24 protein-coding genes and 1 riboswitch are annotated in these 24691 nt (G+C 70.2%); of the genes, 12 read left to right on the top strand and 12 right to left on the bottom strand.

Annotated features, from left to right (window positions below; all coding sequences use genetic code 11):
- Positions 1-102: 102 nt before the first annotated feature.
- Positions 103-660: a TetR/AcrR family transcriptional regulator gene (locus tag ACIBJB_RS29650; RefSeq protein ID WP_266527823.1), complete on the top strand. Its 558-nt coding sequence runs from the start codon at positions 103-105 to the stop codon at positions 658-660.
- Positions 661-752: 92 nt separating this feature from the next.
- On the opposite strand, the gene ACIBJB_RS29645 is transcribed toward ACIBJB_RS29650, so the two are convergent.
- Entirely contained in the window at positions 753-1286 is a 534-nt protein-coding gene (locus ACIBJB_RS29645) for a murein hydrolase activator EnvC family protein (RefSeq protein ID WP_398934902.1), read from the bottom strand.
- Between the two features lie 356 nt (positions 1287-1642).
- On the opposite strand from ACIBJB_RS29645, the gene rpsB reads away from it, so the two are divergent.
- From rpsB to ACIBJB_RS29595, 10 genes are all read left to right on the top strand, one after another.
- On the top strand, positions 1643-2584 hold the full coding sequence (gene rpsB / locus ACIBJB_RS29640) for a 30S ribosomal protein S2 (protein ID WP_398934900.1): 942 nt from the start codon (positions 1643-1645) through the stop codon (positions 2582-2584).
- A gap of 181 nt (positions 2585-2765) precedes the next feature.
- On the top strand, positions 2766-3602 hold the full coding sequence (gene tsf / locus ACIBJB_RS29635) for a translation elongation factor Ts (protein WP_398934898.1): 837 nt from the start codon (positions 2766-2768) through the stop codon (positions 3600-3602).
- Between the two features lie 188 nt (positions 3603-3790).
- A complete protein-coding gene (gene pyrH / locus ACIBJB_RS29630; protein ID WP_069765432.1) occupies positions 3791-4549 on the top strand; it encodes a UMP kinase in 759 nt (252 codons plus the stop codon).
- A gap of 147 nt (positions 4550-4696) precedes the next feature.
- Complete coding sequence (frr, locus tag ACIBJB_RS29625) at positions 4697-5254, top strand: ribosome recycling factor (RefSeq protein ID WP_057616820.1); 558 nt, start codon at positions 4697-4699, stop codon at positions 5252-5254.
- On the top strand, positions 5254-6423 hold the full coding sequence (locus ACIBJB_RS29620; protein ID WP_398934896.1) for a phosphatidate cytidylyltransferase: 1170 nt from the start codon (positions 5254-5256) through the stop codon (positions 6421-6423). Before frr ends, ACIBJB_RS29620 begins: the two co-directional genes overlap by 1 nt.
- A 133-nt stretch (positions 6424-6556) precedes the next feature.
- On the top strand, positions 6557-7663 hold the full coding sequence (gene rlmN, locus ACIBJB_RS29615; protein ID WP_398934894.1) for a 23S rRNA (adenine(2503)-C(2))-methyltransferase RlmN: 1107 nt from the start codon (positions 6557-6559) through the stop codon (positions 7661-7663).
- Between the two features lie 23 nt (positions 7664-7686).
- A riboswitch (TPP riboswitch) is annotated at positions 7687-7794 on the top strand.
- The gene (locus ACIBJB_RS29610; protein ID WP_398934892.1) at positions 7791-8861 is read left to right on the top strand and encodes a thiamine ABC transporter substrate binding subunit; all 1071 of its coding nucleotides are present in this window, start codon (positions 7791-7793) and stop codon (positions 8859-8861) included. Its footprint overlaps the riboswitch before it by 4 nt.
- Positions 8837-10507 carry an ABC transporter permease gene (locus ACIBJB_RS29605; RefSeq protein WP_398934890.1) on the top strand — a complete coding sequence of 557 codons (1671 nt, stop codon included), beginning with the start codon at positions 8837-8839 and terminating at the stop codon, positions 10505-10507. The genes ACIBJB_RS29610 and ACIBJB_RS29605 overlap by 25 nt, the downstream gene beginning before the upstream one ends.
- Positions 10507-11532 carry an ABC transporter ATP-binding protein gene (locus ACIBJB_RS29600; RefSeq protein ID WP_398934888.1) on the top strand — a complete coding sequence of 342 codons (1026 nt, stop codon included), beginning with the start codon at positions 10507-10509 and terminating at the stop codon, positions 11530-11532. The genes ACIBJB_RS29605 and ACIBJB_RS29600 overlap by 1 nt, the downstream gene beginning before the upstream one ends.
- A gap of 24 nt (positions 11533-11556) precedes the next feature.
- Positions 11557-12342, top strand: a complete 786-nt coding sequence (locus ACIBJB_RS29595) for a maleylpyruvate isomerase family mycothiol-dependent enzyme (protein ID WP_398934887.1) — start codon at positions 11557-11559, stop codon at positions 12340-12342.
- Positions 12343-12391: 49 nt separating this feature from the next.
- Here ACIBJB_RS29595 and ACIBJB_RS29590 read toward each other — a convergent pair whose 3' ends face one another.
- The 7 genes from ACIBJB_RS29590 to ACIBJB_RS29560 form a co-directional block, all read right to left on the bottom strand.
- Positions 12392-13090, bottom strand: coding sequence for an LAETG motif-containing sortase-dependent surface protein (locus ACIBJB_RS29590; protein ID WP_398934885.1), 699 nt, complete (start codon positions 13088-13090; stop codon positions 12392-12394).
- A gap of 147 nt (positions 13091-13237) precedes the next feature.
- Positions 13238-14359: an LOG family protein gene (locus tag ACIBJB_RS29585; RefSeq protein ID WP_398934883.1), complete on the bottom strand. Its 1122-nt coding sequence runs from the start codon at positions 14357-14359 to the stop codon at positions 13238-13240.
- A 35-nt stretch (positions 14360-14394) separates the two neighbouring features.
- Positions 14395-14814, bottom strand: a complete 420-nt coding sequence (locus tag ACIBJB_RS29580) for a VOC family protein (RefSeq protein ID WP_398934881.1) — start codon at positions 14812-14814, stop codon at positions 14395-14397.
- Positions 14815-14933: 119 nt separating this feature from the next.
- Positions 14934-16298, bottom strand: coding sequence for a hypothetical protein (locus ACIBJB_RS29575; protein WP_398934879.1), 1365 nt, complete (start codon positions 16296-16298; stop codon positions 14934-14936).
- Positions 16280-17020 carry an ABC transporter ATP-binding protein gene (locus tag ACIBJB_RS29570; protein WP_398934877.1) on the bottom strand — a complete coding sequence of 247 codons (741 nt, stop codon included), beginning with the start codon at positions 17018-17020 and terminating at the stop codon, positions 16280-16282. Before ACIBJB_RS29570 ends, ACIBJB_RS29575 begins: the two co-directional genes overlap by 19 nt.
- A gap of 189 nt (positions 17021-17209) precedes the next feature.
- Positions 17210-18574: an aspartate aminotransferase family protein gene (locus ACIBJB_RS29565; RefSeq protein ID WP_398934875.1), complete on the bottom strand. Its 1365-nt coding sequence runs from the start codon at positions 18572-18574 to the stop codon at positions 17210-17212.
- Between the two features lie 19 nt (positions 18575-18593).
- Positions 18594-19124, bottom strand: coding sequence for an Lrp/AsnC family transcriptional regulator (locus tag ACIBJB_RS29560; RefSeq protein WP_398934873.1), 531 nt, complete (start codon positions 19122-19124; stop codon positions 18594-18596).
- Between the two features lie 170 nt (positions 19125-19294).
- Between ACIBJB_RS29560 and ACIBJB_RS29555 the strand changes: the two genes are divergently transcribed.
- Complete coding sequence (locus ACIBJB_RS29555) at positions 19295-20734, top strand: gamma-aminobutyraldehyde dehydrogenase (RefSeq protein WP_398934871.1); 1440 nt, start codon at positions 19295-19297, stop codon at positions 20732-20734.
- Positions 20735-20813: 79 nt separating this feature from the next.
- Here ACIBJB_RS29555 and ACIBJB_RS29550 read toward each other — a convergent pair whose 3' ends face one another.
- The 4 genes from ACIBJB_RS29550 to ACIBJB_RS29535 are packed head-to-tail and all read right to left on the bottom strand — an operon-like array spanning position 20814 to position 24619.
- Positions 20814-21482 (bottom strand): response regulator, encoded by a 669-nt coding sequence (locus ACIBJB_RS29550; RefSeq protein ID WP_398934869.1) that lies wholly within the window; start codon positions 21480-21482, stop codon positions 20814-20816.
- Positions 21479-22828: a sensor histidine kinase gene (locus tag ACIBJB_RS29545; RefSeq protein WP_398934867.1), complete on the bottom strand. Its 1350-nt coding sequence runs from the start codon at positions 22826-22828 to the stop codon at positions 21479-21481. Before ACIBJB_RS29545 ends, ACIBJB_RS29550 begins: the two co-directional genes overlap by 4 nt.
- 25 nt (positions 22829-22853) lie before the next feature.
- The gene (locus ACIBJB_RS29540) at positions 22854-23690 is read right to left on the bottom strand and encodes an ABC transporter permease (protein ID WP_398934865.1); all 837 of its coding nucleotides are present in this window, start codon (positions 23688-23690) and stop codon (positions 22854-22856) included.
- A complete protein-coding gene (locus ACIBJB_RS29535) occupies positions 23690-24619 on the bottom strand; it encodes an ATP-binding cassette domain-containing protein (protein WP_398934862.1) in 930 nt (309 codons plus the stop codon). The genes ACIBJB_RS29540 and ACIBJB_RS29535 overlap by 1 nt, the downstream gene beginning before the upstream one ends.
- Positions 24620-24691 lie beyond the last annotated feature (72 nt).

The following is a 24691-nucleotide window of genomic DNA, read 5'->3' as shown; positions in this document are numbered from 1 at the left end:
GGCCGGACGGTCTCTCGGTCACGGCTGGTCGGGTGGAGTGACTCCCGTCCGCAGTGGTGCGTCCGTACAGTGGTTGACGTGCCAAGGATTCGAGCGGCCTCCGTGGCCGAGCACCGGTCGATGCAGCGAGCCGCCCTGCTGGACGCGGCTCGCTCTCTGTTGTCCGAGGGCGGGACGGAGGCGCTGACCTTCCCGGCTCTCGCCGAGCGGACGGGGCTCGCGCGCTCGTCCGTGTACGAGTACTTCCGGTCGCGGGCCGCCGTGGTCGAGGAACTGTGCGCGGTCGACTTCCCCGTCTGGGCCGCGGAGGTCTCGGCGGCGATGGCCGCGGCGGAGGACCCCGAGGCCAGGGTCGAGGCGTATGTGCGGCAGCAGCTGGCACTGGTGGGGGACCGGCGGCACCGGGCTGTCGTGGCCATCTCAGCGAGTGAGCTGGACGCGGGGGCCCGGGAGAAGATCCGGGCGGCGCACGGGGGGCTGGTCGCCATGATCGTCGAGGCGCTCGGCGAGATGGGGCACGAACAGCCTCGACTGGCGGCGATGTTGGTGCAAGGGGTTGTGGACGCGGCTGTGCGGAGGATCGAGCTGGGGGCCGCCGAGGAGCCATCCGTGATCACCGAGGCCGCGGTTTCCATGGCACTGCGGGGTGTGCGGGGCTGAGGCCGGGTGGGCGTTGCCCGCGCTTGCCTGCGCTTGCGGAGTGCCGCCCGCTGTAGTCGGGAGCCGTCCCGGGCGGCCGCTGCCCGTGGTCATCAAGGCAGAGGGACGTCCAGTACCGGGAGCAGTCTCGAAGGACCCCTGTGCAGCAGCCAGGGCGGGAGCAGGGACAGCGGATCCAGGTAGGACTCGCCCCTCCGTAAGCCCCAGTGCACGCATGCGGTCGTGCAGTGGGAGCCCGTCGGTTCGACCGTGCCCACCACCTCGCCCGCCGCCACCTCGGTGCCCTTCTCCACCGATGCCGTCACCGGTTCGTAGGTCGTTCGAAGGTCTGTTCCCGTCAGTTCCACCGAGACCACACCCTTCCCCGCCACCCGCCCCGCGAAGGACACTCGGCCCGGCGCCACCGCTCGTACCGGGCTTCCGGGAGGGGCCGCCAGGTCCACGCCCCGGTGGCCGCGGCCGTACACCGTCGCCGGGGGCTCCCAGCCGCGCAGAACCGTCGGACGGGCGCCCACGGGCCAGGCGCGGCCGATCGCCGGGACCGAGGTGTCCGTGGCCGTCGGGGTGAGAAGGGGCGGCCGGGGTGGGGGTGTCGGCGCCGTCAATAGCAGGAGAAACCCCAGCACCAGCCACGTACCGCATCGTCCGTATCCCCAGTATCCCCAGTATCGCCCGTATCGCCGGTATCGCCTGTATCGCTTGGCTCGCATACGGAAACCGTCCCGCACCCGCCCCGGTCATGGCCGGGACCTGTGGACTACTCCCGGGTTGTGGACAGCGGCGTCACCCGGTACCTCGCGGGTCCCGTACACTTCTTCTGGCGATCCGGGTCACCGGGTCGACTTCGCACGCCCCGACATCAGGCCCTCACACAGCCGGTGTCAGCGCCTCTCGGTCCCTAGTGGCAAGGCGCATCGCGGGCGTCAGGCGCGAGTGCCATCCGGCGCGCGCGGCACAACCGAGAACACCAAGGAGAACGGCCATGGCCGTCGTCACGATGCGGGAGCTGCTGGAAAGCGGCGTCCACTTCGGTCACCAGACCCGTCGTTGGAACCCGAAGATGAAGCGGTTCATCTTCACGGAGCGCAACGGCATCTACATCATCGACCTGCTCCAGTCGCTGTCGTACATCGACCGCGCCTACGAGTTCGTCAAGGAGACCGTCGCCCACGGCGGCACGGTCATGTTCGTCGGCACGAAGAAGCAGGCGCAGGAGGCCATCGCCGAGCAGGCCACCCGCGTCGGCATGCCCTACGTCAACCAGCGCTGGCTGGGCGGCATGCTCACCAACTTCTCGACCGTCTACAAGCGTCTGCAGCGCCTCAAGGAGCTCGAGCAGATCGACTTCGAGGACGTCGCCGCGTCGGGTCTGACCAAGAAGGAGCTTCTCGTGCTCTCGCGCGAGAAGGCCAAGCTGGAGAAGACCCTCGGCGGTATCCGCGAGATGCAGAAGGTGCCCAGCGCCGTCTGGATCGTGGACACCAAGAAGGAGCACATCGCGGTCGGCGAGGCCCGGAAGCTCAACATCCCGGTCGTCGCCATCCTCGACACCAACTGCGACCCCGACGAGGTCGACTACAAGATCCCGGGCAACGACGACGCGATCCGCTCCGTCACCCTGCTCACCCGTGTGATCGCGGACGCGGTCGCCGAGGGCCTCATCTCCCGCTCTCGCGTCGCCACCGGTGACAAGGGCGAGAAGGCCGCGGGCGAGCCGCTCGCCGAGTGGGAGCGCGACCTGCTCGAGGGTGGCGAGAAGAAGGCCGAGGAGGCCCCCGCCTCCGAGGCCGCTCCGGCCGCGGAGGCCACCGAGGCTCCTGCTGCCGAGGCCCCCGCCGCCGAGACCGAGGCCCCGGCTGAGGCGCCCGCTGCCGAGGCTCCCGCCGCCGAGGCCGCTCCGGCCGCGGACGCCGAGCAGGCCTGATCCGTCAGCGTCAGGGGTGACGGCGGGAGCGGTACTGCATTCATCAGCGCCTCCGGCGCGGTGAACTCCGCTCCCGCCGTTCACCCGTAGGTCAGCGGAGAGTCGGCGGCCCCGGCTACATAGGGGCCGTAGACCCCGTAGATCTTCGATCTTCCAGACTTCGAGAAAGATTCACAGACTCATGGCGAACTACACCGCCGCCGACGTCAAGAAGCTCCGTGAGCTCACGGGCGCCGGCATGATGGACTGCAAGAAGGCGCTGGACGAGGCCGCGGGCGACGTCGAGAAGGCCGTCGAGGCGCTCCGGATCAAGGGCCAGAAGGGCGTCGCCAAGCGCGAGGGCCGCTCCGCCGAGAACGGCGCCGTGGTCTCGATCATCGCCGACGACAACTCCTCCGGCGTCCTCGTCGAGCTCAAGTGTGAGACGGACTTCGTCGCCAAGGGCGAGAAGTTCCAGTCCGTCGCCAACACGATCGCCGAGCACGTCGCCAAGACCTCCCCGGCCGACCTGGAGGCCCTGCTCGCCTCCGAGATCGAGGCCGGCAAGACCGTCCAGGCGTTCGTGGACGAGGCCAACGCCAACCTGGGCGAGAAGATCGTCCTGGACCGCTTCGCGGTGTTCGCGGACGGCTTCGTGACGGCGTACATGCACCGCACGATGCCCGACCTGCCCCCGCAGATCGGTGTCCTCGTCGAGCTGGACAAGCCGAACGCCGAGGTCGCCCGCGGTGTCGCCCAGCACATCGCCGCCTTCGCGCCGAAGTACCTCTCCAAGGAGGACGTGCCGGCCGAGGTCGTCGAGTCCGAGCGTCGTATCGCCGAGGAGACCACCCGCGCCGAGGGCAAGCCCGAGGCCGCGATCGCCAAGATCGTCGAGGGTCGCCTGAACGGCTTCTTCAAGGACGCCACGCTGCTCGGTCAGCCGTACGCGCTCGACAACAAGAAGTCGGTCCAGAAGGTTCTGGACGAGGCCGGTGTCACCCTGAAGCGCTTCACGCGCATCAAGGTCGGCATCTGAGTCCGTACCGCGAGCGACGCGCGGGCCCTATAGGGTCGTCAGCAGTCGTCCGGTACGCCGCCACGCACGCGCGTGGCGGACGACAGCAGATCTGACGAGGAGGCCATTGCCGCGCATGGGATGCGAACCAGTTCCCACCGGCAATGGCCTTCTTCGTATGTGCAACAGGTGAAAGAGGCGGGATCCCCATGACCACCAAGGCCCAGAAGAGCGACGACGGCAAAGTGCGCGGCCGGTTTCTGCTGAAGCTGTCCGGAGAGGCGTTCGCCGGTGGCGGGGGCCTGGGTGTGGACCCCGACGTGGTGCACAAGATCGCTCGTGAGATCGCCGCCGTCGTCCGGGACGGTGCCGAGATCGCCGTCGTCATCGGTGGCGGCAACTTCTTCCGCGGTGCCGAACTCCAGCAGCGTGGCATGGACCGCGCCCGCTCGGACTACATGGGCATGCTCGGCACCGTGATGAACTGCCTCGCCCTCCAGGACTTCCTGGAGAAGGAGGGCATCCAGTCCCGGGTGCAGACCGCCATCACCATGGGGCAGGTCGCCGAGCCGTACATCCCGCTGCGTGCCGTGCGCCACCTGGAGAAGGGCCGCGTGGTCATCTTCGGCGCCGGTATGGGCATGCCGTACTTCTCCACCGACACCACCGCCGCGCAGCGCGCCCTGGAGATCGACGCCGAGGCGCTGCTCATGGGCAAGAACGGCGTGGACGGGGTCTACGACTCCGACCCGAAGACCAACCCCGACGCGGTCAAGTTCGACGCCCTTGGATACGGCGAGGTCATCACCCGTGACCTGAAGGTCGCCGACGCCACCGCCGTCACACTGTGCCGCGACAACAAGCTTCCGATCCTGGTGTTCGAGCTCCTGGCGGAGGGCAATATCGCGCGCGCCGTCAAGGGTGAGAAGATCGGCACGCTTGTGGGTGACCAGGACAGCCGGGACTGACCCGGGATACACCCGGTCCCTGACCGGGGGATGGACAATGTCCTGCCGGTCGGGAACCGTGCAGGAAGAAGACGCGACGCAGCCGGCCGCCGCCCCCACGCATATGGAACAGCAGCCGGGCCTACTCAAGACACGCAGGAGCAAGTGGTGATCGAAGAGACCCTCCTCGAGGCCGAGGAGAAGATGGAGAAGGCCGTCGTGGTCGCCAAGGAGGACTTCGCCGCGATCCGCACCGGGCGTGCGCACCCGGCGATGTTCAACAAGATCGTGGCCGACTACTACGGCGCGCCGACGCCGATCAACCAGCTGGCTTCGTTCTCCGTGCCGGAGCCGCGCATGGCCGTGGTGACCCCGTTCGACAAGACCGCCCTGCGCAACATCGAACAGGCGATCCGCGACTCCGACCTGGGCGTCAACCCGAGCAACGACGGCAACATCATCCGGGTGGTGTTCCCCGAGCTCACCGAGGAGCGCCGCCGCGACTACATCAAGGTCGCCAAGGCCAAGGCCGAGGACTCGCGCGTGTCCATCCGCTCGGTCCGCCGCAAGGCCAAGGACGCGATCGACAAGCTCGTCAAGGACGGCGAGGTCGGCGAGGACGAGGGCCGCCGTGCGGAGAAGGAGCTCGACGACGCGACGCACAAGTACGTCGCCCAGGTGGACGAGCTCCTCAAGCACAAGGAAGCAGAGCTTCTCGAGGTCTGATGAACGACTCTTCCTGGGCGACGCCGCCCCACGCCGGGTACTGGGGGCCGTCCGACCAGGGGCCTGCTCAGGGGGCTGACCCGGCGGGTCCCGCGTACGATGCGCATGACGCGCAGCACACTCGGCCCATGCCCATCGTGCCCGACGGACCCGCTGAACCTCGGTACGGCGGCGACCAGGATGACGACCGGGGGACCGCTCGGCTGAGCGGTCCCTTGTTCCGGGACGACCAGTTCCGGGACGAGGCGTTCCGCGACGAGACCACGTCGGCGCAGCCCTACGCGGCGGCGCCGCAGAAGCAGAATCCGGAGCCCATGCCCGACTCCTCGCAGCCGGCGCCCGCGCCGCAGAAGAAGAGCGCGGGGCGGGATCTGGGTGCCGCCATAGGGGTCGGGGTCGGACTCGGTGCGGTGATCATCGCGTCGCTGTTCTTCGTCAAGGCCGCCTTCGTCGGCGTGATAGCGGTCGCCGTCGTCGTGGGTCTGTGGGAGCTGACCAGCAGGCTTCAGGAGCGCAAGGGCATCAAGGCGCCGCTCGTGCCGCTGGCGCTCGGCGGGGCCGCGATGGTCGTCGCGGGGTACGTCAGGGGCGCCGAGGGGGCCTGGGTCGCCATGGCCCTCACGGCACTCGCCGTCCTCGTCTGGCGGATGACGGAACCGCCGGAGGGCTACCTCAAGGACGTCACGGCGGGCGTCTTCGCGGCGTTCTACGTCCCGTTCCTGGCCACGTTCGTCGCGATGATGCTGACGGCGGAGGACGGGGCGGCCCGGGTCCTGATGTTTCTGCTCCTGACCGTCGTCAGCGACACCGGGGCGTACGCCGTCGGCTGGCGCTTCGGCACCCACAAGCTCGCGCCGCGCATCAGCCCCGGCAAGACCCGCGAGGGCCTGGCCGGGGCGGTGCTGTTCGCGATGGTGGCGGGCGCGCTGTGCATGCAGTTCCTGATCGACGACGGCACCTGGTGGCAGGGCCTGCTCCTGGGCCTCGCGGTCGCGGCCAGCGCGACGCTGGGTGACCTCGGCGAGTCGATGATCAAGCGGGACCTCGGCATCAAGGACATGGGCTCCCTCCTGCCGGGCCACGGCGGCATCATGGACCGCCTGGACTCCCTCCTGCCGACGGCTCCGGTGGTGTGGCTGCTGCTGGTGCTGTTCGTGGGCTCCGGCTGACCTGCTTCGCGTGTACGGCTTTCCCGGCCCCCGTCCTGTTCAGGGCGGGGGCCGCGTCGTCAGGTTCTCCCGGCCTTCGGCGTGTGGATCTTCTGGACGCGGCCGCTGAATGATCTGCGACACTGGAACAGTTATGCCTGCACCCGGAGAACTCACTTTCGTCGCCCCCCGCGGAGCCAAGAAGCCGCCGCGGCACCTTGCCGATCTCACGCCCGCCGAGCGCAAGGAGGTCGTGGCGGGGATCGGGGAGAAGCCGTTTCGCGCCAAGCAGCTCTCGCAGCACTACTTCGCGCGGTACGCGCACGACCCGGCGGAGTGGACCGACATCCCGGCCGGCGCGCGCGGCAAGCTCCAGGAGGCGCTGCTTCCCGAGCTCATGACCGTCGTACGGCATCTGTCGACCGACCAGGGGACCACGCGCAAGACGTTGTGGCGGCTGTTCGACGGGACGCTCGTGGAGTCGGTGCTGATGCGGTATCCGGACAGGGTGACCATGTGCATCAGCTCGCAGGCGGGTTGTGGCATGAACTGCCCCTTCTGCGCCACCGGGCAGGCGGGACTGGACCGCAATCTGTCCACCGCCGAGATCGTGCACCAGATCGTGGACGGGATGCGGGCGCTCCGGGACGGAGAGGTGCCGGGCGGGCCCGCGCGGCTCTCCAACATCGTCTTCATGGGGATGGGCGAGCCGCTCGCCAACTACAAGCGGGTCGTCGGCTCCATTCGCGCGCTCACCGATCCCGCGCCCGACGGGCTCGGTCTCTCCCAGCGCGGCATCACGGTGTCGACCGTGGGGCTCGTGCCCGCCATTCACCGGTTCGCCGACGAAGGCTTCAAGTGCCGGCTCGCGATCTCCCTGCACGCCCCCGACGACGAGCTGCGCGACACCCTCGTCCCCGTGAACACGCGGTGGAAGGTGCGCGAGGTGCTCGACGCCGGGTTCGAGTACGTCGAGAAGTCGGGGCGGCGCCTCTCCATCGAGTACGCGCTGATCCGCGACATCAACGACCAGGCCTGGCGCGGTGACCGGCTCGGCCGCCTGCTCAAGGGCAAGCCGGTGCATGTCAACCTGATCCCGCTGAACCCGACGCCCGGGTCCAAGTGGACCGCCTCCCGGCCCGAGGACGAGAAGGCGTTCGTCGAGGCCATCGCCGCCCATGGTGTGCCGGTGACGGTCCGGGACACCCGTGGACAGGAGATCGACGGGGCCTGTGGTCAGCTCGCGGCCACCGAACGGTAGTCTGACGGACGTACGTACATCTTCATATCCGACAGGGGAGCGCCACAGCGCTGAGAGTGCGGCAATCGGGCCGCAGACCCTCTGAACCTCGCCCAGGTCATTCTGGGTAGGAAGTTCGGTCATCACCGTGAACAACAAGAAGTTCTGTGCTGCCGTCGTCGGCCTCGGCCTGGTCACGCTGTCCGCGTGCGGCTCGTCGTCCGACGACTCCGAGAGCTCCGGCTCCAAGAACGTCACCCTCGTCAGCCACGACTCGTGGGCCGTCTCCAAGAGCGTCCTCGCCGACTTCGAGAAGAAGTCCGGCTACCAGGTCAAGGTCCTGGAGGACGGCGACGCCGGGCAGGCCGTCAACAAGGCCATCCTCACCAAGGACAACCCGCAGGGCGACGTCTTCTTCGGCGTCGACAACACCCTGCTCTCCCGCGCGCTCGACAACGGGCTCTTCCAGTCGTACGAGGCCAAGGGCGCCGACCGGATCAAGGCCGGGTACCGGGTCGACGGGGACAAGGTCACGCCCATCGACACCGGCGACATCTGCGTCAACTACGACAAGGCCTACTTCACCGCGCACAAGCTCCAGCCGCCGTCGTCGTACGACGATCTGATCAAGCCCGCCTACAAGAACCTCCTCGTCACCGAGAACGCCTCCACCTCCTCGCCGGGGCTCGGCTTCCTCCTCGGGAGCGCCGCGAAGTACGGCGACGACGGGTGGGAGGGCTACTGGAAGAAGCTCAAGGCCAACGGTGTCAAGGTCGTCGACGGCTGGGAGCAGGCCTACAACGAGGAGTTCTCCGGTTCCGCCGGGGGCAAGAAGGCGAAGGCCGACCGGCCGCTCGTCGTGTCGTACGCCTCCTCGCCGCCCGCCGAGGTGATCTACGCCGACCCGAAGCCGAAGACCGCCCCCACCGGCGTCGCGCAGGGCACCTGCTTCCGGCAGATCGAGTACGCCGGACTGCTGAGCAACGCCGCGAACGCCAAGGGCGGCAAGGCGTTCCTGGACTTCCTGCTCACCAAGGAGTTCCAGCAGGACATGCCGCTCAACATGTTCGTCTATCCGGTCATCGACGGCGCCCAGGTGCCGGACGAGTTCACCGAGTACGGTCCGCAGGCCAAGGATCCCGAGACCATGGACCCGGCGAAGATCGCCGACAACAGGGACGACTGGGTCAAGTCATGGACCTCGCTCGTACTGAAGTAAGGCCCCGCAAGGGCGTCACGAACGCGGCGGCACGGCTCGGGCTGATGACCGTGCCCGTCGCGTTCTTCGCCGTCTTCTTCGCCTATCCCGTCGCCGCGATCGTCGCGCGCGGCCTCGAGACCGACGGGACCTGGCAGTTCGGCCGGATCACCGACGCCCTCACCCAACCGGACATCCGGCACGTCCTGTGGTTCACCACCTGGCAGGCGCTCGCCTCCACCGCGCTCACGCTCCTGGTCGCGCTCCCCGGCGCGTATGTCTTCGCGCGCTTCGACTTCCCCGGCAAGCAGATCCTGCGGGCCGTGGTCACCGTCCCCTTCGTGCTGCCGACCGTCGTCGTCGGTACGGCCTTTCTGGCGCTGGTGGGGCGTGGCGGGCTGCTGGACGACTTGTGGGGCGTACGGCTGGACACCACGGTGTGGGCGATCCTGCTCGCGCACGTCTTCTTCAACTACGCGGTCGTCGTCCGGACCGTCGGCGGACTGTGGGCCCAGCTGGATCCGCGTCAGGAGGAGGCCGCGCGGATGCTGGGCGCGTCCCGGCTCAGGGCCTGGCGGACGGTCACGCTCCCCGCGCTCGGGCCCGCCGTGGCCGCCGCCGCTCTCATGGTGTTCCTCTTCACCTTCACCTCCTTCGGCGTGGTGCAGATCCTCGGGGGGCCGACCTTCTCGACCCTCGAGGTGGAGATCTACCGGCAGACCTCCGAGATCTTCGACCTGTCCACGGCCGCTGTGCTGACGCTGATCCAGTTCGTCGCGGTGGGCGCTGTTCTCGCCCTGCACGCGTGGACCGTACGGCGCCGGGAGACCGCGCTACGGCTCGTGGACGAGTCCCTCACCGCCCGGCGGCCCCGAGGGGCGGGAGAGTGGGGGCTGCTGGCCGGGGTCGTGGGCAGTGTCGCCGTCCTCCTGGTGCTGCCGCTCGCGGTGCTGGTGCAGCGGTCCCTCGACGCTCCCGACTTCGGCTACTACCGGGCGCTGACCCACAGCGACGGCGGGGTCTTCCTCGTCGCGCCGATCGAGGCGGTCGGGAACTCCCTGGAGTACGCCCTCGCCGCCACCGCCATCGCGGTGGTGATCGGGGGCCTCGCGGCGGCCGCGCTGACACGGCGGGACGCGGGCCGGTTCGTGCGGGGCTTCGACGCGCTGCTGATGCTGCCGCTCGGGGTGTCCGCGGTGACCGTCGGCTTCGGGTTCCTGATCTCGCTCGACGAGCCGCCGCTGGACCTCAGGCAGTCCTGGATCCTGGTGCCGCTCGCGCAGGCGCTGGTCGGGGTGCCCTTCGTCGTGCGGACCATGCTGCCGGTGCTGCGGGCCGTGGACCACCGGTTGCGGGAGGCCGCGGCCGTGCTCGGGGCCTCGCCGTGGCGGGTGTGGCGGGAGGTCGATCTGCCCATGGTGCGGCGGGCGTTGCTGATCGCGGCGGGCTTCGCCTTCGCCGTGTCGCTGGGCGAGTTCGGGGCGACGGTGTTCATCGCACGGCCCGACAACCCGACGCTGCCGGTCGCCGTGGCACGGCTGCTCGGACGGGCCGGTGATCTCAACTACGGCCAGGCGATGGCCCTTTCGACGATCCTGATGGTGGTGTGCGCGGTGGCGCTGCTGGTGCTCGAACGGCTGCGGACCGACCGGACCGGGGAGTTCTGATGCTGCTGAGCCTTGAGGACGCGACGGTTCGGTTCGGCGGGCGGGCCGTCCTCGACGGGGTCGGTCTCGATGTCGCCGAGCACGAGATCGTGTGTGTGCTCGGCCCCAGCGGCAGCGGCAAGTCGACGCTGCTGCGGGTGGTGGCCGGCCTTCAACCGCTCGACGGGGGACGGGTCCTGCTCGACGGGCGTGACCAGGGCGGGGTGGCCGCGCACAAGCGCGGCGTCGGGCTGATGTTCCAGGACCACCAGCTCTTCCCGCAGCGGGACGTGGGCGCCAATGTGGCCTTCGGGCTGCGGATGCACGGGGCCGCGCGGGCACAACAGGATGAGCGGGTACGGGAGTTGCTCGACCTCGTCGGGCTTCCGGGTGCCGCCCGTCGGGCTGTCGGCGCGCTCTCCGGCGGTGAGCAGCAGCGGGTCGCGCTGGCCCGCGCGCTCGCGCCCCGGCCCCGGCTGCTGATGCTGGACGAGCCGCTCGGACAGCTGGACCGCTCGCTGCGGGAGCGGCTGGTCGTCGAACTGCGGGAGCTGTTCGGACGGTTGGGCACCACGGTGCTCGCGGTCACCCACGACCAGGGCGAGGCCTTCGCGTTGGCCGACCGGGTCGTGGTGATGCGGGACGGGCGGATCGCCCAGTCGGGTACGCCTCTCGAGGTGTGGCAGCGGCCGGCGGACGAGTTCGTGGCCCGCTTCCTCGGCTTCGAGAACGTCGTCGAGGGCACGGTGGCGGGTGAGGTCGCGGACACGGTGTGGGGAAAGGTTCCGGTGCCCTCGGGAGCTGCCCAGGGGGTCAGGAACGTGCTGGTGCGGCCGGCGGGAGTGCGGCTGAAGGCGGCCGACGAGGGCCTGAGCTGCACGGTGACCGCGCGGACCTTCAAGGGCACCCATGTGGCCGTACATCTGCATCCTCGGGAGGGTGACGGGCCGCAGTTGGAGGCCGCGTGCGCTCTCCGTGCGGCGCCGGAGGTCGGGGACACGGTCGGGGTGGAGTTCGACCCGGCCGAAATCGTCGTGCTGGACTGACCGGGCGGACATAGGGTGCGGGGCATGACCCTGCTCGCACATGACCGGTACTGCGACGAGATCGCTCACCAAGTGGGCCTGTTGAGGGACGTACTGACGTCCGGGGCCGACCTGTCCGTGACGGTGCCGACCTGCCCGGAGTGGTCGCTGGAGCAACTGGTGCGGCACACCGGGGGCGCCCTGCGCTGGGTGGAGCTGATGGTGCGGACCCGGGCCCAGCAGGAAGTGCCTGAGGACCAGGTGCCGTTGGGGGAGGGGCCCGAGGACGCCGGGGCGCTGGACGCCTGGCTCGCGGAGACGGGGAAGATGCTCGTCGCCACGCTTCGGGAGGCCGGGCCGGATGCCAAGGTCTGGTCCTGGGCCGGGATCCCCACCTCGGGCTTCTGGGCCCGCAGGATGGCACACGAACTCACGGTCCACCGTGCCGACGCCACGCTCGCCGCCGGACAGCCGTACGAGGTGGCCCCGGAGATCGCCGCCGACGCGATCGACGAGTGGTTGCAGATCGTGGAGTTCGCACAGCGGACCATGCCGGACGACGAGTCGAGGGAACTGCGCGGCTCCGGGCGCAGTATCCATCTGCATGCCACCGACGGAACATCCGAAGGGTGGGAGTGGATGATCGAGCTCACCGACGACGTCATCGCCTGGCGGCGCGGGCACGAGAAGGCGACCGTCGCCCTGCGCGGCCCGCTGACCGCCGTCATGCTCGCCTTCTACCGCCGACTGCCCCTGGACAGCCCGGAGTTGGAGGTCCTGGGGGAGCGGGAGCTGCTGGAGTTCTGGCTGCAGCGGGCGACCTTCGGATGACATGGGTGTGGCCCGCCCCGAACCCGGGACGGGCCACGCACGACTGTCGTCAGCGGGTGCTGGCCCCGCGACGGCGCAGGCCGAAGAACACGGCGCCGCCGCCGATGGCGACCAGGGCGATCGCGATCCCGGCGATCAGGCCGGTGTTGGAGTTCGCACCGGTCTCGGCGAGGTTGGAGTCGCCGGCCGCGGGCGACGGGGCGTTGCTCTCGACGGTGGCCGGAGCGGTGGTGCCCTCCGAGGCCGACGGGGTCGGGGTCGGGGACTCCTCGGCCGGAGTGCCGGCGGAGTCCGACGGGGTGGGCGTGGGCGTGGGCGTCGGGGTCGGCGTGTCCTCGGTCTTGCAGGCGGTCGCCGGGGTGGTCAGGTTCGGCGTGATGTCCGCGCCCTTGATGTAGGGCAGGGCCTCGACGTGGACCCGGTACACCGCGTTGGGCGCCCAGTCCTCCTCGAAGGTGATGGTGGTGCCCTTCTTCGAGCCCTTCACCGTCTGCTCGCCGACCTTCTTCGCGTCGGCGCCGTTGCTCTGCAGGTACACGGAGACCGTCGCCTCGACGCCGGTCTTGTCCACGTCGGTGACGGTGATGACGCCCTTGGTGCCGTCGCACTTGGCTTCGGCGGAGAACTCATTGATGTTGCAGGCAAGCGCGTTGCCGGAGGCACCGAGCACGATCGCGGTCGATGCGGCGGCGACGCCGAGGAAGCGCGAGACGCGGGCGGTGCGGCGGGATATGGGCGTAAATGCCACGTTCGTCCTTCACAGGATGCTCAAATGCGGGGGGCTGAGGGGATGGTGATGTGACATCACCGTCCCCAGGAGTCTCACAGGTCTATAAGCGCAGCATAAGAAGTGTCAACGTGCAGGCACCCTACAAGTGTTGACTTTGCCTGCTTATTAAGGTGTGAGACGTTTCAGCGCCTCTCCGGCGTCCTCGATCCGGTCAACAAGGGCGATTCGGGCCTCCATTGACCGCTCGCGCGCGAGGGCCTGGAGCAGCGGCCAGGTGGGCAGCTTCTCCGTCCAGTGGACGCGGTTCACGAGCACCATCGGCGTGGGTTCGCCGCGCGACTCGTAGTAGTTGGGCGTCGCGTTGTCGAAGATCTCCTGCACGGTGCCGGCGGCGCCCGGCAGGAAGACCACCCCCGCGGTGCAGCGGGCGAGCAGGCCGTCCTCGCGGGTGGCGTTGGCGAAGTACTTGGCGATGTGCGAGGCGAAGGCGTTCGGCGGCTCGTGCCCGTAGAACCAGGTCGGGATGCCGACGGAAGGACCGCCCCGGGGCCAGCGGGTGCGGACCTCGAAGGCGGCGCGCGCCCAGTCGGTGATCGAGGGCGTGAACGAGGGAGCACCGGCGAGGAGTTCGCACGCCTCGTCGAGCATGGCGTCCTCGAAGGGGGCCGCGTAGGCGCCGAGGTTGGCCGCCTCCATCGCGCCCGGGCCGCCACCGGTGGCCACGGTGAGCCCGGCGCGGGCCAGTTCACGGCCGAGGCGCGCGGCGCCGGCGTACTCGCGTGTGCCGCGGGCCATCGCGTGGCCGCCCATGACCCCCACGACCCTGGTGCCGCGCAGGAGTTCGTCGAGGGCGTCGGAGACGGCGTCGTCGTGGACGGAGCGCAGCATCGACGCGTATATGTCGCCGTCGGCCTTGGTGCGCTGGAACCAGGCGTAGGCGAGCGCGTCGGGGGTCTGCTCGTATCCCTTCTCCAGCCCGTCGAACAACTCGTCCGGGGAGTAGAGCAGTCCGCGGTACGGGTCGAAGGGCAGGTTCGGGACGGGCGGGAAGACCAGGGCGCCGTCCGCGCGGATCTTCTCCGCGGCGTTCTCCCGCATCGGGCAGCCGAGGAAGACGGCGCCCGCGGTGTCGGTGGCCAGCAACTCCCTTGTCCGGTCCGTCAGATCGACGGCCTGGACCCGGAAACCGGCGAGGGTGCCGCGGGCCGGTACGACCGCGTCGAACTCCTCAAGCGTCTCGATCTCACGGTCGTCGTGGTGTGCCGCATGGGCGGGGCTCGTCTGCACCCGCCCATGCTCGCACGCCGGTTGCGGCCCGTGGGTCAGCCCTGGATCGCCGCCGGGTCCATCCAGATGACCTCCCAGGTGTGGCCGTCGAGGTCGTCGAAGGAGCGGCCGTACATGAAACCGTGGTCCTGGGTCTCGCCGGACGGGGTGCCGCCCACCGCGATCGCCTTGTCGACCAGCTCGTCGACCTTCGCGCGGCTCTCCGCGCTCAGCGCGATCAGGACCTCGCTGGTCGTCGTCGCGTCCGCGATCTCCTTCTTGGTGAAGGTCGAGTAGAACGGCTTCGTCAGCAGCATCGCGACGATGGTGTCGCTGATCACGACGGACGCCGCGTTGTCGTCGCTGAACTGCGGGTTGATCGAGTAGCCGAGCTCGGTGAAGAACTTCTTCGAGGCGTCGAGGTCGTTCACGGCCAGGTTCACGAAGATCATCTGCTGGTAGGTCGGCGAGGTCATCGGAGTCTCTCCCATCGGGTGCGTGCTGTTCGGTGGGTAGACGGGTGGGTGCGGCGGAACTCATCGGGCGGCCGTGATTTTTTTCGTACGGGTTTTCCGTACGGGTTTCTCGGACGGGCTCAGGAGGTCAGGGGGAGGGCCGCCAGCTCGGCCACGACCAGGGTGAGTGGGCCGAAGAGGGCCAGCAGGGCGCCGGCGCGCAGGGCCGCCGCGCTGCGGAGCATGGTCGCGGGGGCGCCCAGGCGGAGCAACGCGGCTGTGGTGTCCGACCTCGCGTGCTTGGCCTCCACGGCGGCGGTGAGGAGCGTCGCGATCGTGCAGCTCGCCACCAGGAGCAGGCCGAGGGTGGTCAGGGGGCCCACTTCGGGGCCTGTCGGGTCGTACAGGGTGGCCATGGCGTAGATGCCGGACGTCACCGCGCACACGATGCCCAGCGGGCGGCCGATGCGGGCGGCCTCCGACATGAGGACCCTCCCGGCGAGGAGGCGCAGGGCGCCGGGGTGGCCGGACTGGAGGAGGCGGCCGCAGAGGTGGGTGAGGCCGGGGCCGGCGACTGCCAGGCCCACGGCGGTGAGGAGCCAGCCGATCAGGACGGAGGGGGTGCCTGCCAGGCCGCCGGGGAGCGGTGCGGCGGGGGCGGTCCCTTGCCGGTTGGCGTAGGCCTCCACCGCCAGGCCCGCGGCGAGCACGGCGACGCCCCAGGGGAGGCCTTTGGGGGCTTCTCGGGGGGTCGGCAGGGCTTCTCGGCCCCCGTCCTCGGTGTGTGTGACCTCGGCGGGGGGCGCTGTCGGGGTGCCCTCTCCGGCCCGCGCCTGCGGGGTGTGCTCACGTGCGGTGCCGGCGGCAGGACCGCCCGCGGACCGGTGAGCCCTGAAACGGCCGTACGAGCCGAAGGTCTCCCGGGCCGCCGTCCTGCCGTACGCGCCGAAACGGCCGTACGACCGCGCCGCCCTCTTCGCCGCTGCCGGCCTGTCGTCCCGTGGCCGCAGGGCGCATCCCACCGTGGCCGACGCGATCGCCGGGACCAGGCCCAGCAGGGTCAGGGCGGCCGGCAACGGGAGCGGGGCGTCCGCCGCCAGGAAGTCCGCCGCCGCTCCGTCGAAGGGCATGCCCGTCAGGTCGCCCCGGAGGTGGAGGAAGACGAGCAGGGCCAGCAGGGAGCCGAGGGTGCAGGACAGGGCCGTTGTCGTGGCCGACACGGCCATCAGGCGGGCCGGGCCCAGGCCGATGGCCGCGAGGCCGGGGCGGGGGCGGGTGCCCGGGTCGGTGCGGGCGACCGCCAGGGCGAAGTGGACCGTCGCCGCCAGGGGCGTCAGACACCAGGCCAGCCGCAGCACGGCGCCGGACGGGTCCTCGGGGTGACTGATCGCGTGGCCGAGGGCGCACAGGAGGAGGAAGCCCGTGCCCGCCGAGGCGAGCGCCACCAGGAGGCGGCGCAGCTGTACGGCGGGACGGGCGCCCCGCATCAGACGGAGAGCGAGCACGCGGTACGGCCTTCCGAGTCGGCCATCGGGGGCAGGTGCACGGTGTTCACCCGGCGTCCGTCCAGGAGGGTGACCGTGCGGTCCGCCAGGGCTGCGGTGTGAGTGTCGTGCGTCGCCAGGACCACGGTGATGCCGTGGGAGCGGGCGGCCGTCGTGAGTGTCCGCAGCACATGCGCGCGGTCCGCCCGGTACAGGGGAGCCGTCGGTTCGTCCGCGAACAGGACGGACGGGGCCGGGGCCAGGGCGCGGGCGATGCAGACGCGCTGGCGTTCGGACTGGGTCAGCTCGTGCGGGCGGCTGTGGGTCCGGTCGCCGATGTCGAGGCGCTCCAGCCACTCCAGGGCGGCCGTCCTGGCGCGCCTGCGGCCGGTGCCGCGCAGCATGAGCGGAAGGGCGACGTTCTCCCAGGCGTTGAGCTCCGGGACGAGCGCGGGGGCCGGGTCGATCCAGCCGAAGCGGTCGCGGCGCAGGCGCTCGCGGGTCATCGGTCCCATCGTGTGCACGGGCACGCTGTTGAACCAGACCTCGCCGCGCTGGACCGGGGTGAGTCCCGCCAGACAACTGAGCAGCGCGGTCTTGCCGCTGCCGCGTGGGCCGCTCACGGCGAGGATCTCTCCCTCGCGCACGCCGAGGGAGACACCCTGCAGTGCGAGCGAGCCGTCGCGGTGGGTGAAGTGCAGGGAGCGTGCCCAGAGCACATCGTTGTCCGGCGGGGCCTCCATGGGCGTACACCTCGTTCTGGTCCGTTGTGCCTTGCAATCCCCCGAGCGGGGGAACGAAAGCAGGGCCGATCGGTTACCAGGCACGCTAAGGAGGCGGGGGCGGGACGCCGTACAGCACACGGCCCGGGGTGCACGCCTGTCACTCGGACGGGTGCACGCCGGGCCGTAGGGGCCGCTGGATCGCCGGGGCTAGAGCTTCGTCCAGGCCTCGGTGAGGGTCGCGCGCAGGATCTGCTCGATCTCGTCGAAGGTCCCCTGGTCGGAGATCAGCGGCGGGGCGAGCTGGACGACCGGGTCGCCGCGGTCGTCGGCACGGCAGTACAGGCCGTTGTCGTAGAGGGCCTTGGAGAGGAAGCCGTACAGGACGCGCTCGGTCTCCTCGTCGTTGAAGGACTCCTTGGTCGCCTTGTCCTTGACCAGTTCGATGCCGTAGAAGAAGCCGTTGCCGCGGACGTCGCCGACGATCGGCAGGTCGTGGAGCTTCTCCAGGGTCGAGCGGAAGGCGCTCTCGTTGTCGAGGACGTGCTGGTTGAGGTTCTCGCGCTCGAACAGGTCGAGGTTGGCGAGGCCGACGGCGGCGGAGACCGGGTGGCCGCCGAAGGTGTAGCCGTGCAGGAAGACGTTGTCCTCCTTGTAGAACGGCTCGGCCAGGCGGTCGGAGATGACGCAGGCGCCGATCGGGGAGTAGCCCGAGGTCATGCCCTTGGCGCAGGTGATCATGTCCGGGACGTAGTCGAACTTGTCGCAGGCGAACATGGTGCCGAGGCGGCCGAAGGCGCAGATGACCTCGTCGGAGACGAGGAGTACGTCGTACTGGTCGCAGATCTCGCGGACGCGCTGGAAGTAGCCCGGCGGGGGCGGGAAGCAGCCGCCCGCGTTCTGCACGGGCTCCAGGAAGACCGCGGCGACCGTGTCCGGGCCCTCGAAGAGGATCTGCTGCTCGATCTGGTCGGCGGCCCAGCGCCCGAAGGCCTCGGGGTCGTCGCCGAAGAGCGGGGCGCGGTAGATGTTGGTGTTCGGGACCTTGTGGGCGCCCGGTACCAGCGGCTCGAAGGGGGCCTTCAGCGCCGGCAGACCGGTGATCGACAGGGCGCCCTGCGGGGTGCCGTGGTAGGCGACCGCACGCGAGATGACCTTGTACTTGGTGGGCTTGCCGGTGAGCTTGAAGTACTGCTTGGCGAGCTTCCAGGCGGTCTCGACCGCCTCGCCGCCGCCGGTGGTGAAGAAGACCTTGTTCAGGTCGCCGGGCGCGTGCTGCGCGAGGCGCTCCGCGAGCTCGACGGCCTTCGGGTGGGCGTAGGACCACACCGGGAAGAACGCCAGGTCCTGCGCCTGCTTGAAGGCGGCCTCGGCGAGTTCCGTGCGGCCGTGACCGGCCTGGACCACGAACAGGCCCGCGAGACCGTCGAGGTAGCGCTTGCCCTTGTCGTCGTAGATGTAGGTGCCCTCGCCCCGGACGATGGTCGGGACCGGGGAGTTCTCGTACGAGGACATGCGGGTGAAGTGCATCCACAGGTGGTCGTACGCGGTGCGGCTGAGGTCCTTGGAGCTCACGGTTATCGGGTCCTCACGGTTATCGGGTTCCCCACATGTAGGTCTGCTTCTTGAGCTTCAGATAGACGAAGCTCTCGGTGGAGCGCACTCCGGGGATGGCCCGGATGCGGCGGTTGATGACCTCCAGGAGGTGGTCGTCGTCCTCGCAGACGATCTCCACGATCAGGTCGAAGGAGCCGGCGGTCATCACCACGTACTCGCATTCGGACATGCCGGTCAGCGCGTCGGCCACGGACTCCACGTCGCCCTCGACATGAATGCCGACCATCGCCTGACGCAGGAAGCCCACGGTGAGCGGGTCCGTGACGGCGACGATCTGCATCACGCCCTGGTCGAGCAGCTTCTGGACGCGCTGGCGCACGGCCGCCTCGGACAGGCCGACGGCCTTGCCGATCGCGGCGTACGGACGGCGGCCGTCCTCCTGGAGCTGCTCGATGATGGCGAGGGAGACGGCGTCCAGGTTCGGGCCGGCGCCGTTCCTGGACTCGCTCCTGGACTCGCGGGAGTCCTTGGGGTCTGCGCTTCGACTGGCCACGACGTCACTGTGCACGAGGTCTCGTCACTTCCGCAAGGTCGAGGCGATGAAATTCGTTGTTTACGTGACGGAGACCTGCGGATTTCGCAGCCTTGGCGGGATCGGGGGTGTTGAAAACGCGGGCCTGGCGATTAGGGTGGATGTCTCAGTCAGTGGACAGTTCCAACCCCTCCAGGAGGCCGGCAGTGAGCACCGAGCTGCGTCGTCTGCGCAACTACATCAACGGTGAGTTCCGGGACGCCGCCGACGGGCGCACCACCGAGGTCGTCAACCCCGCGACCGGTGAGGCGTACGCGACCGCGCCGCTGTCCGGGCAGGCGGACGTGGACGCGGCGATGGCGGCCGCCGCCGCGGCCTTCCCGGTCTGGCGCGACAAGACCCCCGCCGAGCGGCAGAAGGCCCTCCTGAAGATCGCGGACGCGTTCGAGGAGCGGGCGGAGGAGCTCATCGCGGCCGAGGTGGAGAACACCGGCAAGCCGATCGGTCTGACGCGGGACGAGGAGATCCCGCCCATGATCGACCAGATCCGCTTCTTCGCCGGCGCGGCGCGGATGCTGGAGGGGCGGTCGGCCGGTGAGTACATGGAGGGCCTGACCTCCATCGTGCGGCGCGAGCCGGTAGGGGTCTGCGCACAGGTCGCGCCGTGGAACTACCCGATGATGATGGCCGTGTGGAAGTTCGCGCCGGCGATCGCGGCGGGCAACACCGTGGTGCTGAAGCCGTCGGACACGACGCCCGCGTCGACCGTGCTGATCGCGGAGATCATCGGGTCGATCCTGCCGAAGGGCGTCTTCAACGTCATCACCGGTGACCGGGACACCGGGCGCCTGATGGTCGAGCACCCGACGCCGGCGATGGCGTCCATCACGGGGTCGGTGCGGGCCGGTATGTCGGTCGCCGAGGCCGCGTCCAAGGACCTGAAGCGGGTGCACCTGGAGCTGGGCGGCAAGGCCCCGGTCGTCGTGTTCGAGGACACCGACATCCCGAAGGCCGTCGAGGACATCTCGGTGGCGGGCTTCTTCAACGCCGGGCAGGACTGTACGGCGGCCACGCGGGTGCTGGTGCAGTCTTCGATCCACGACGAGTTCGTCGCGGCGCTGGCGAAGGCCGCCGCCGACACCAAGACCGGACAGCCGGACGACGAGGACGTGCTGTACGGCCCGCTCAACAACCCCAACCAGCTCAAGCAGGTCTCCGGGTTCATCGAGCGGCTGCCCGCGCACGCCAAGGTCGAGGCCGGCGGTCACCAGGTCGGTGAGAAGGGGTACTTCTACGCGCCGACCGTCGTGTCCGGGCTGAAGCAGGACGACGAGATCATCCAGAAGGAGGTCTTCGGGCCGGTCATCACCGTCCAGTCCTTCACGGACGAGGAGCAGGCCGTGTCGTGGGCCAACGGGGTCGAGTACGCGCTCGCCTCCTCGGTCTGGACCAAGGACCACGGCCGGGCGATGCGGATGTCCAAGAAGCTGGACTTCGGGTGTGTGTGGATCAACACGCACATTCCGCTGGTCGCCGAGATGCCCCACGGCGGCTTCAAGAAGTCCGGCTACGGCAAGGACCTCTCGGGCTACGGCTTCGACGACTACACGCGGATCAAGCACGTGATGACGTCGCTGGACGCGTAGTTCCTCCGGTCGCGGGGGTGCGGGGGCATCCGCTCGCCGGATGTCGGCCCACGGGCCCGGGCCGGCATGCCGCCCCGGGCTACGGCTTGGCCCTGACCAGCCCGGTGTCGTACGCCGTGATCACGGCCTGGATGCGGTCGCGGGCCCCGATCTTGGCGAGGACACGGCCGACGTGCTTCTTCACCGTGGACTCGGTGAGCACGAGCCGTTCGGCGATCTCCGTGTTCGTCCAGCCGTGCCCGATGGCGACGAGGACCTCGCGCTCGCGGTCGCTGAGCGTCCGGAGCCGGGGATCGTCGGGGGCGGTGGCGTCGGTCGGGGCGAGGACCTGGTGGGCGTAGGCGTCCAGGAGACGGCGGGTCAGGCGGGGGGCCACGACCGCGTCGCCGGTGGCGACCGCGTGGATGCCGGCGACGAGTTCCTCCGGGCGGGCGTCCTTGAGCAGAAAGCCGCTGGCTCCTGCCCGCAGGCCTTCGTAGGCGTACTCGTCCAGGTCGAAGGTGGTGACGATCAGGACGCGGGTGCGGCCGCCGGTGGCGGTGATGCGGCGGGTGGCCTCGATGCCGTCCATGCCGGGCATGCGGATGTCCATGAGGACGACATCGGGGCGGAGTTCCGCGGCCATGCGGACGGCCTCGGCGCCGTGCTCGGCCTCACCGACCGGGTCCAGGCCGGGGGTGCCCTCCAGGAGCATGCGGACGCCCATGCGCTGCAGGGGCTGGTCGTCGGCGACGAGGACGGTGGTCATGGCAGGGGATCTCCCGGTGGTACGTCGAGCACGACGTCCACGAGCCAGCCGTGGCCGGTGTCGCGTGGACCGATGATGACGGTGCCGCCGTACATGGCCGCCCGCTGGCGGATGCCGACGAGGCCGTGGCCGGGGCCGTCGCCGCGGGTCTGCGGCTTCGCCGGCGCGGGTGCGCCCGGCGGTGTGCCGGTGTCGGCGACCCTGACGCGTACGTCTCCCGCCCCGGCGGCGAGGGTGACCTCGGCGGACGTGCCGGTCCCCGCGTGCTTGAGGGAGTTGGTCAGCGACTCCTGGACGATGCGGTACACGGTGAGCTGTACGCCGCTGCTCAGTGCGTCGAGGTCGCCCACGGTCCGGTAGGTGACCGGCAGGCCCGTCGCCCGCACCCGCGCGAGAAGGGGGTCCAGGTCGCCGATGCCGGGCTGCGGGGCGAGCGGCGGTGCGTCCTCGTCAGGTCCCCGCTCCTCGCGCAGGACGCCCAGCACGCGGCGCAGTTCACTCATGGCCTGGCGGCCGGTGTCGCCGAGAATGCGCAGGGCGTCGGCGGACCGCTCGTTCCGGTTGGCGGCGAGGGTCGCGGCGCCGTCCGCGACGCTGACCATGACGGAGAGGTTGTGCCCGACGATGTCGTGCATCTCGCGGGCGACCCGGGAGCGCTCGGTGGCGGCGGTGAGCCGGACACGTTGTTCGTGCTCGATCTCCAGGCGCCGGGCGCGGTCCTCCAGCGCCGCCAGATACATCTGCCGGATGCGCAGGGTCAGGCCGGTGGCGACGGCCGCCGTCGCCGTCCCCAGCAGGAAGAAGAGGCTGACCAGCGGATGCTCCATCGGTACCAGGAAGAAGACCGCCAGCACCGCCTCGACCACGGTCAGCGCGGCGGCCCAGCCCAGCACCCGCATTGATCCGGTCCGGGCCACGGTGTACAGGGCGATGAGCGCCGCGAAGCCGGTCGGCAGCCAGACCCCCTGCGACCACTGGACGAGGGACACCGACATGATCACGAAGTACGTGACGGCCGGGACCCTGCGGCGCCACCACAGCGGAACGACGAACGCGGCGACGCAGGCGACCAGGACACCGGACGGCAGCTCACGGACCTCGGTCTCCGCGAACGGGGGCTCGCCCCCGCCCCGGAGCAGGACCGGCAGGCTGAACAGGGCGACGGCCAGCACCAGGGCCGTGTCGAACAGCCACGGGTGCCGGCGGTCCAGCCGCGCGAGGCGGCCCCGGTCGCGCAGCATACGGCCCAGGAGCGGGTGCGCCCACGCGGCGTCGATTCCGGGGGACGGCGGGGCCGCCGTCCCCCGGTCCGGGTCCGCGGGGGCCGCGGCACGGTGCGCGGTCATGGACACCATTGTCCCCGTGCCCAGGTCAGGCGTCGGACTTCACGAGGCGGAAGGCCGCCCCGGCGAGGGTCAGGGCCACCCACCCGGCGAACACCGCGAGGCCCGCGCCGGGGGAGAGGGCGTCGGAGGACTGGTGCAGGGCGTAGACGGCCGATCCCGCGTTGCCGGGGAAGTAGGGGTTGATGCTGTCGTACAGCGAGTCGGGCAGCAGCGAGGCCAGGCCGGGCAGGATGAGCAGGATGCCGACCAGGGCCGCGATGGCTCCGGCGGAGGAACGGATCAGCACGCCCAGGGCCACGCCGAACACGGCGACCAGGCCGAGGTAGACCCCGGCGCCGGCCAGGCTGCGCAGGACACCGTCGTCGCCCAGGGACAGGGCGATCTTCTCGCCGTCCAGGCCCGGGGTGCCCAGCAGGAACGCGGCCAGGGCGCCGACGCTGCTGAGGACCAGGGCGACCGGACCGATCACGGCGGCCTTCGACCACAGGACGGGCAGTCGACGTGGTACGGCGGTGAGCGTCGAGCGGATCATGCCGGTGCTGTACTCGCCGGCCGACAGCAGTACGCCGAGCACACCGATGGCCAGGGAGGCGAACGTGACACCGGTCAGGGCCAGGCTCACCGCGGTGCTGTCACCGCCGCTGCCCGGGCCCCCCGGTCCGCCGGGCGCGACGGCGTCGGGACTGTAGGTGTAGGAGGCGATCGTCCCGAACAGGACCAGCAGGAACACGGCGACACCCAGGGTGATCCAACTGGAGCGCAGCGACCAGAACTTGGCCCACTCCGAGCGCAGCACCCGGACACCGGTGACCTTGTACTCCGTCGTACGGGCAGGAGCGGGGGCGAGGCTGGTGACGGTCATCAGGCGGCCTTTCGTTCGGTGCCGGCCGGAGCGCTCTGGTACTCGACGACATCGCGGGTGAGGTCCATGAACGCCGCCTCCAGGGAGACGGCCTGCGGGGTGAGTTCGTGCAGCGCCACTCCGTGCCGGGCGGCGATCGCCCCGATCTCCCGCGCGTCCCGTCCGGTGACCAGCAGCTCTTCGGCGCTGGAGGAGCTGACCGTGACGTCGGGGCCGGCCAGCAGCGAACGCAGCTTCGCGGCCTCGGCGCTGCCGACCTTCACACCGCCGCCGCTCGCCTCACGGGTGAAGTCGTCGACCGTGGTGTCGGCGAGCAGCCTGCCGCGTCCGATGATCACCAGGTGGTCGGCGATCAGCGCGGTCTCGCTCATCAGGTGCGAGGACAGCATCACGGCCCGGCCCTCGTCGGCCAGCCGGCGCAGCAGGTTGCGCACCCACAACACGCCTTCCGGATCAAGCCCGTTGACCGGTTCGTCGAGCATGACGACCGCCGGGTCGCCGAGTAGGGCCGCGGCGATGCCGAGCCGCTGTCCCATGCCGAGCGAGAAGGCACCCACCCGCTTGCCGGCCACGCTGGTCAGTCCCGCCAGCTCGATCACCTCGTCCACCCGGCTGCGCGGAATGCCGTGGGTGTACGCGAGCGCCATCAGGTGGTTGAACGCGCTGCGCCCGGGGTGGACGGACTTGGCCTCCAGCAGGGTGCCGATCTCGTGCAGGGGCGCGGCCTGACTGGCGTAGGAACGGCCGCCCACGGTGACCGAGCCCTTGGTGGGGGCGTCCAGGCCGACGATCATGCGCATGGTCGTGGACTTGCCGGCGCCGTTGGGACCGAGGAAGCCGGTCACCTCGCGGGCCTTGACGGTGAAGCTCAGATGGTCGACGACGGTCTTGTCGCCGTACCGCTTGGTCAGCTCACGCGCTTCGATCATGGGAAGGGGCCTTTCCTGCCTGGGGCTCGAACCCGTCGGCGCAGGCGCCGCGGTGTCTGCTGTCGACGTTAG

Source organism: Streptomyces sp. NPDC050759, assembly GCF_044456945.1.
GTDB lineage: Bacteria > Actinomycetota > Actinomycetes > Streptomycetales > Streptomycetaceae > Streptomyces.
Note: the sequence above shows the minus strand (reverse complement) of the source record. Positions and strands in the feature narration are given on the sequence as shown.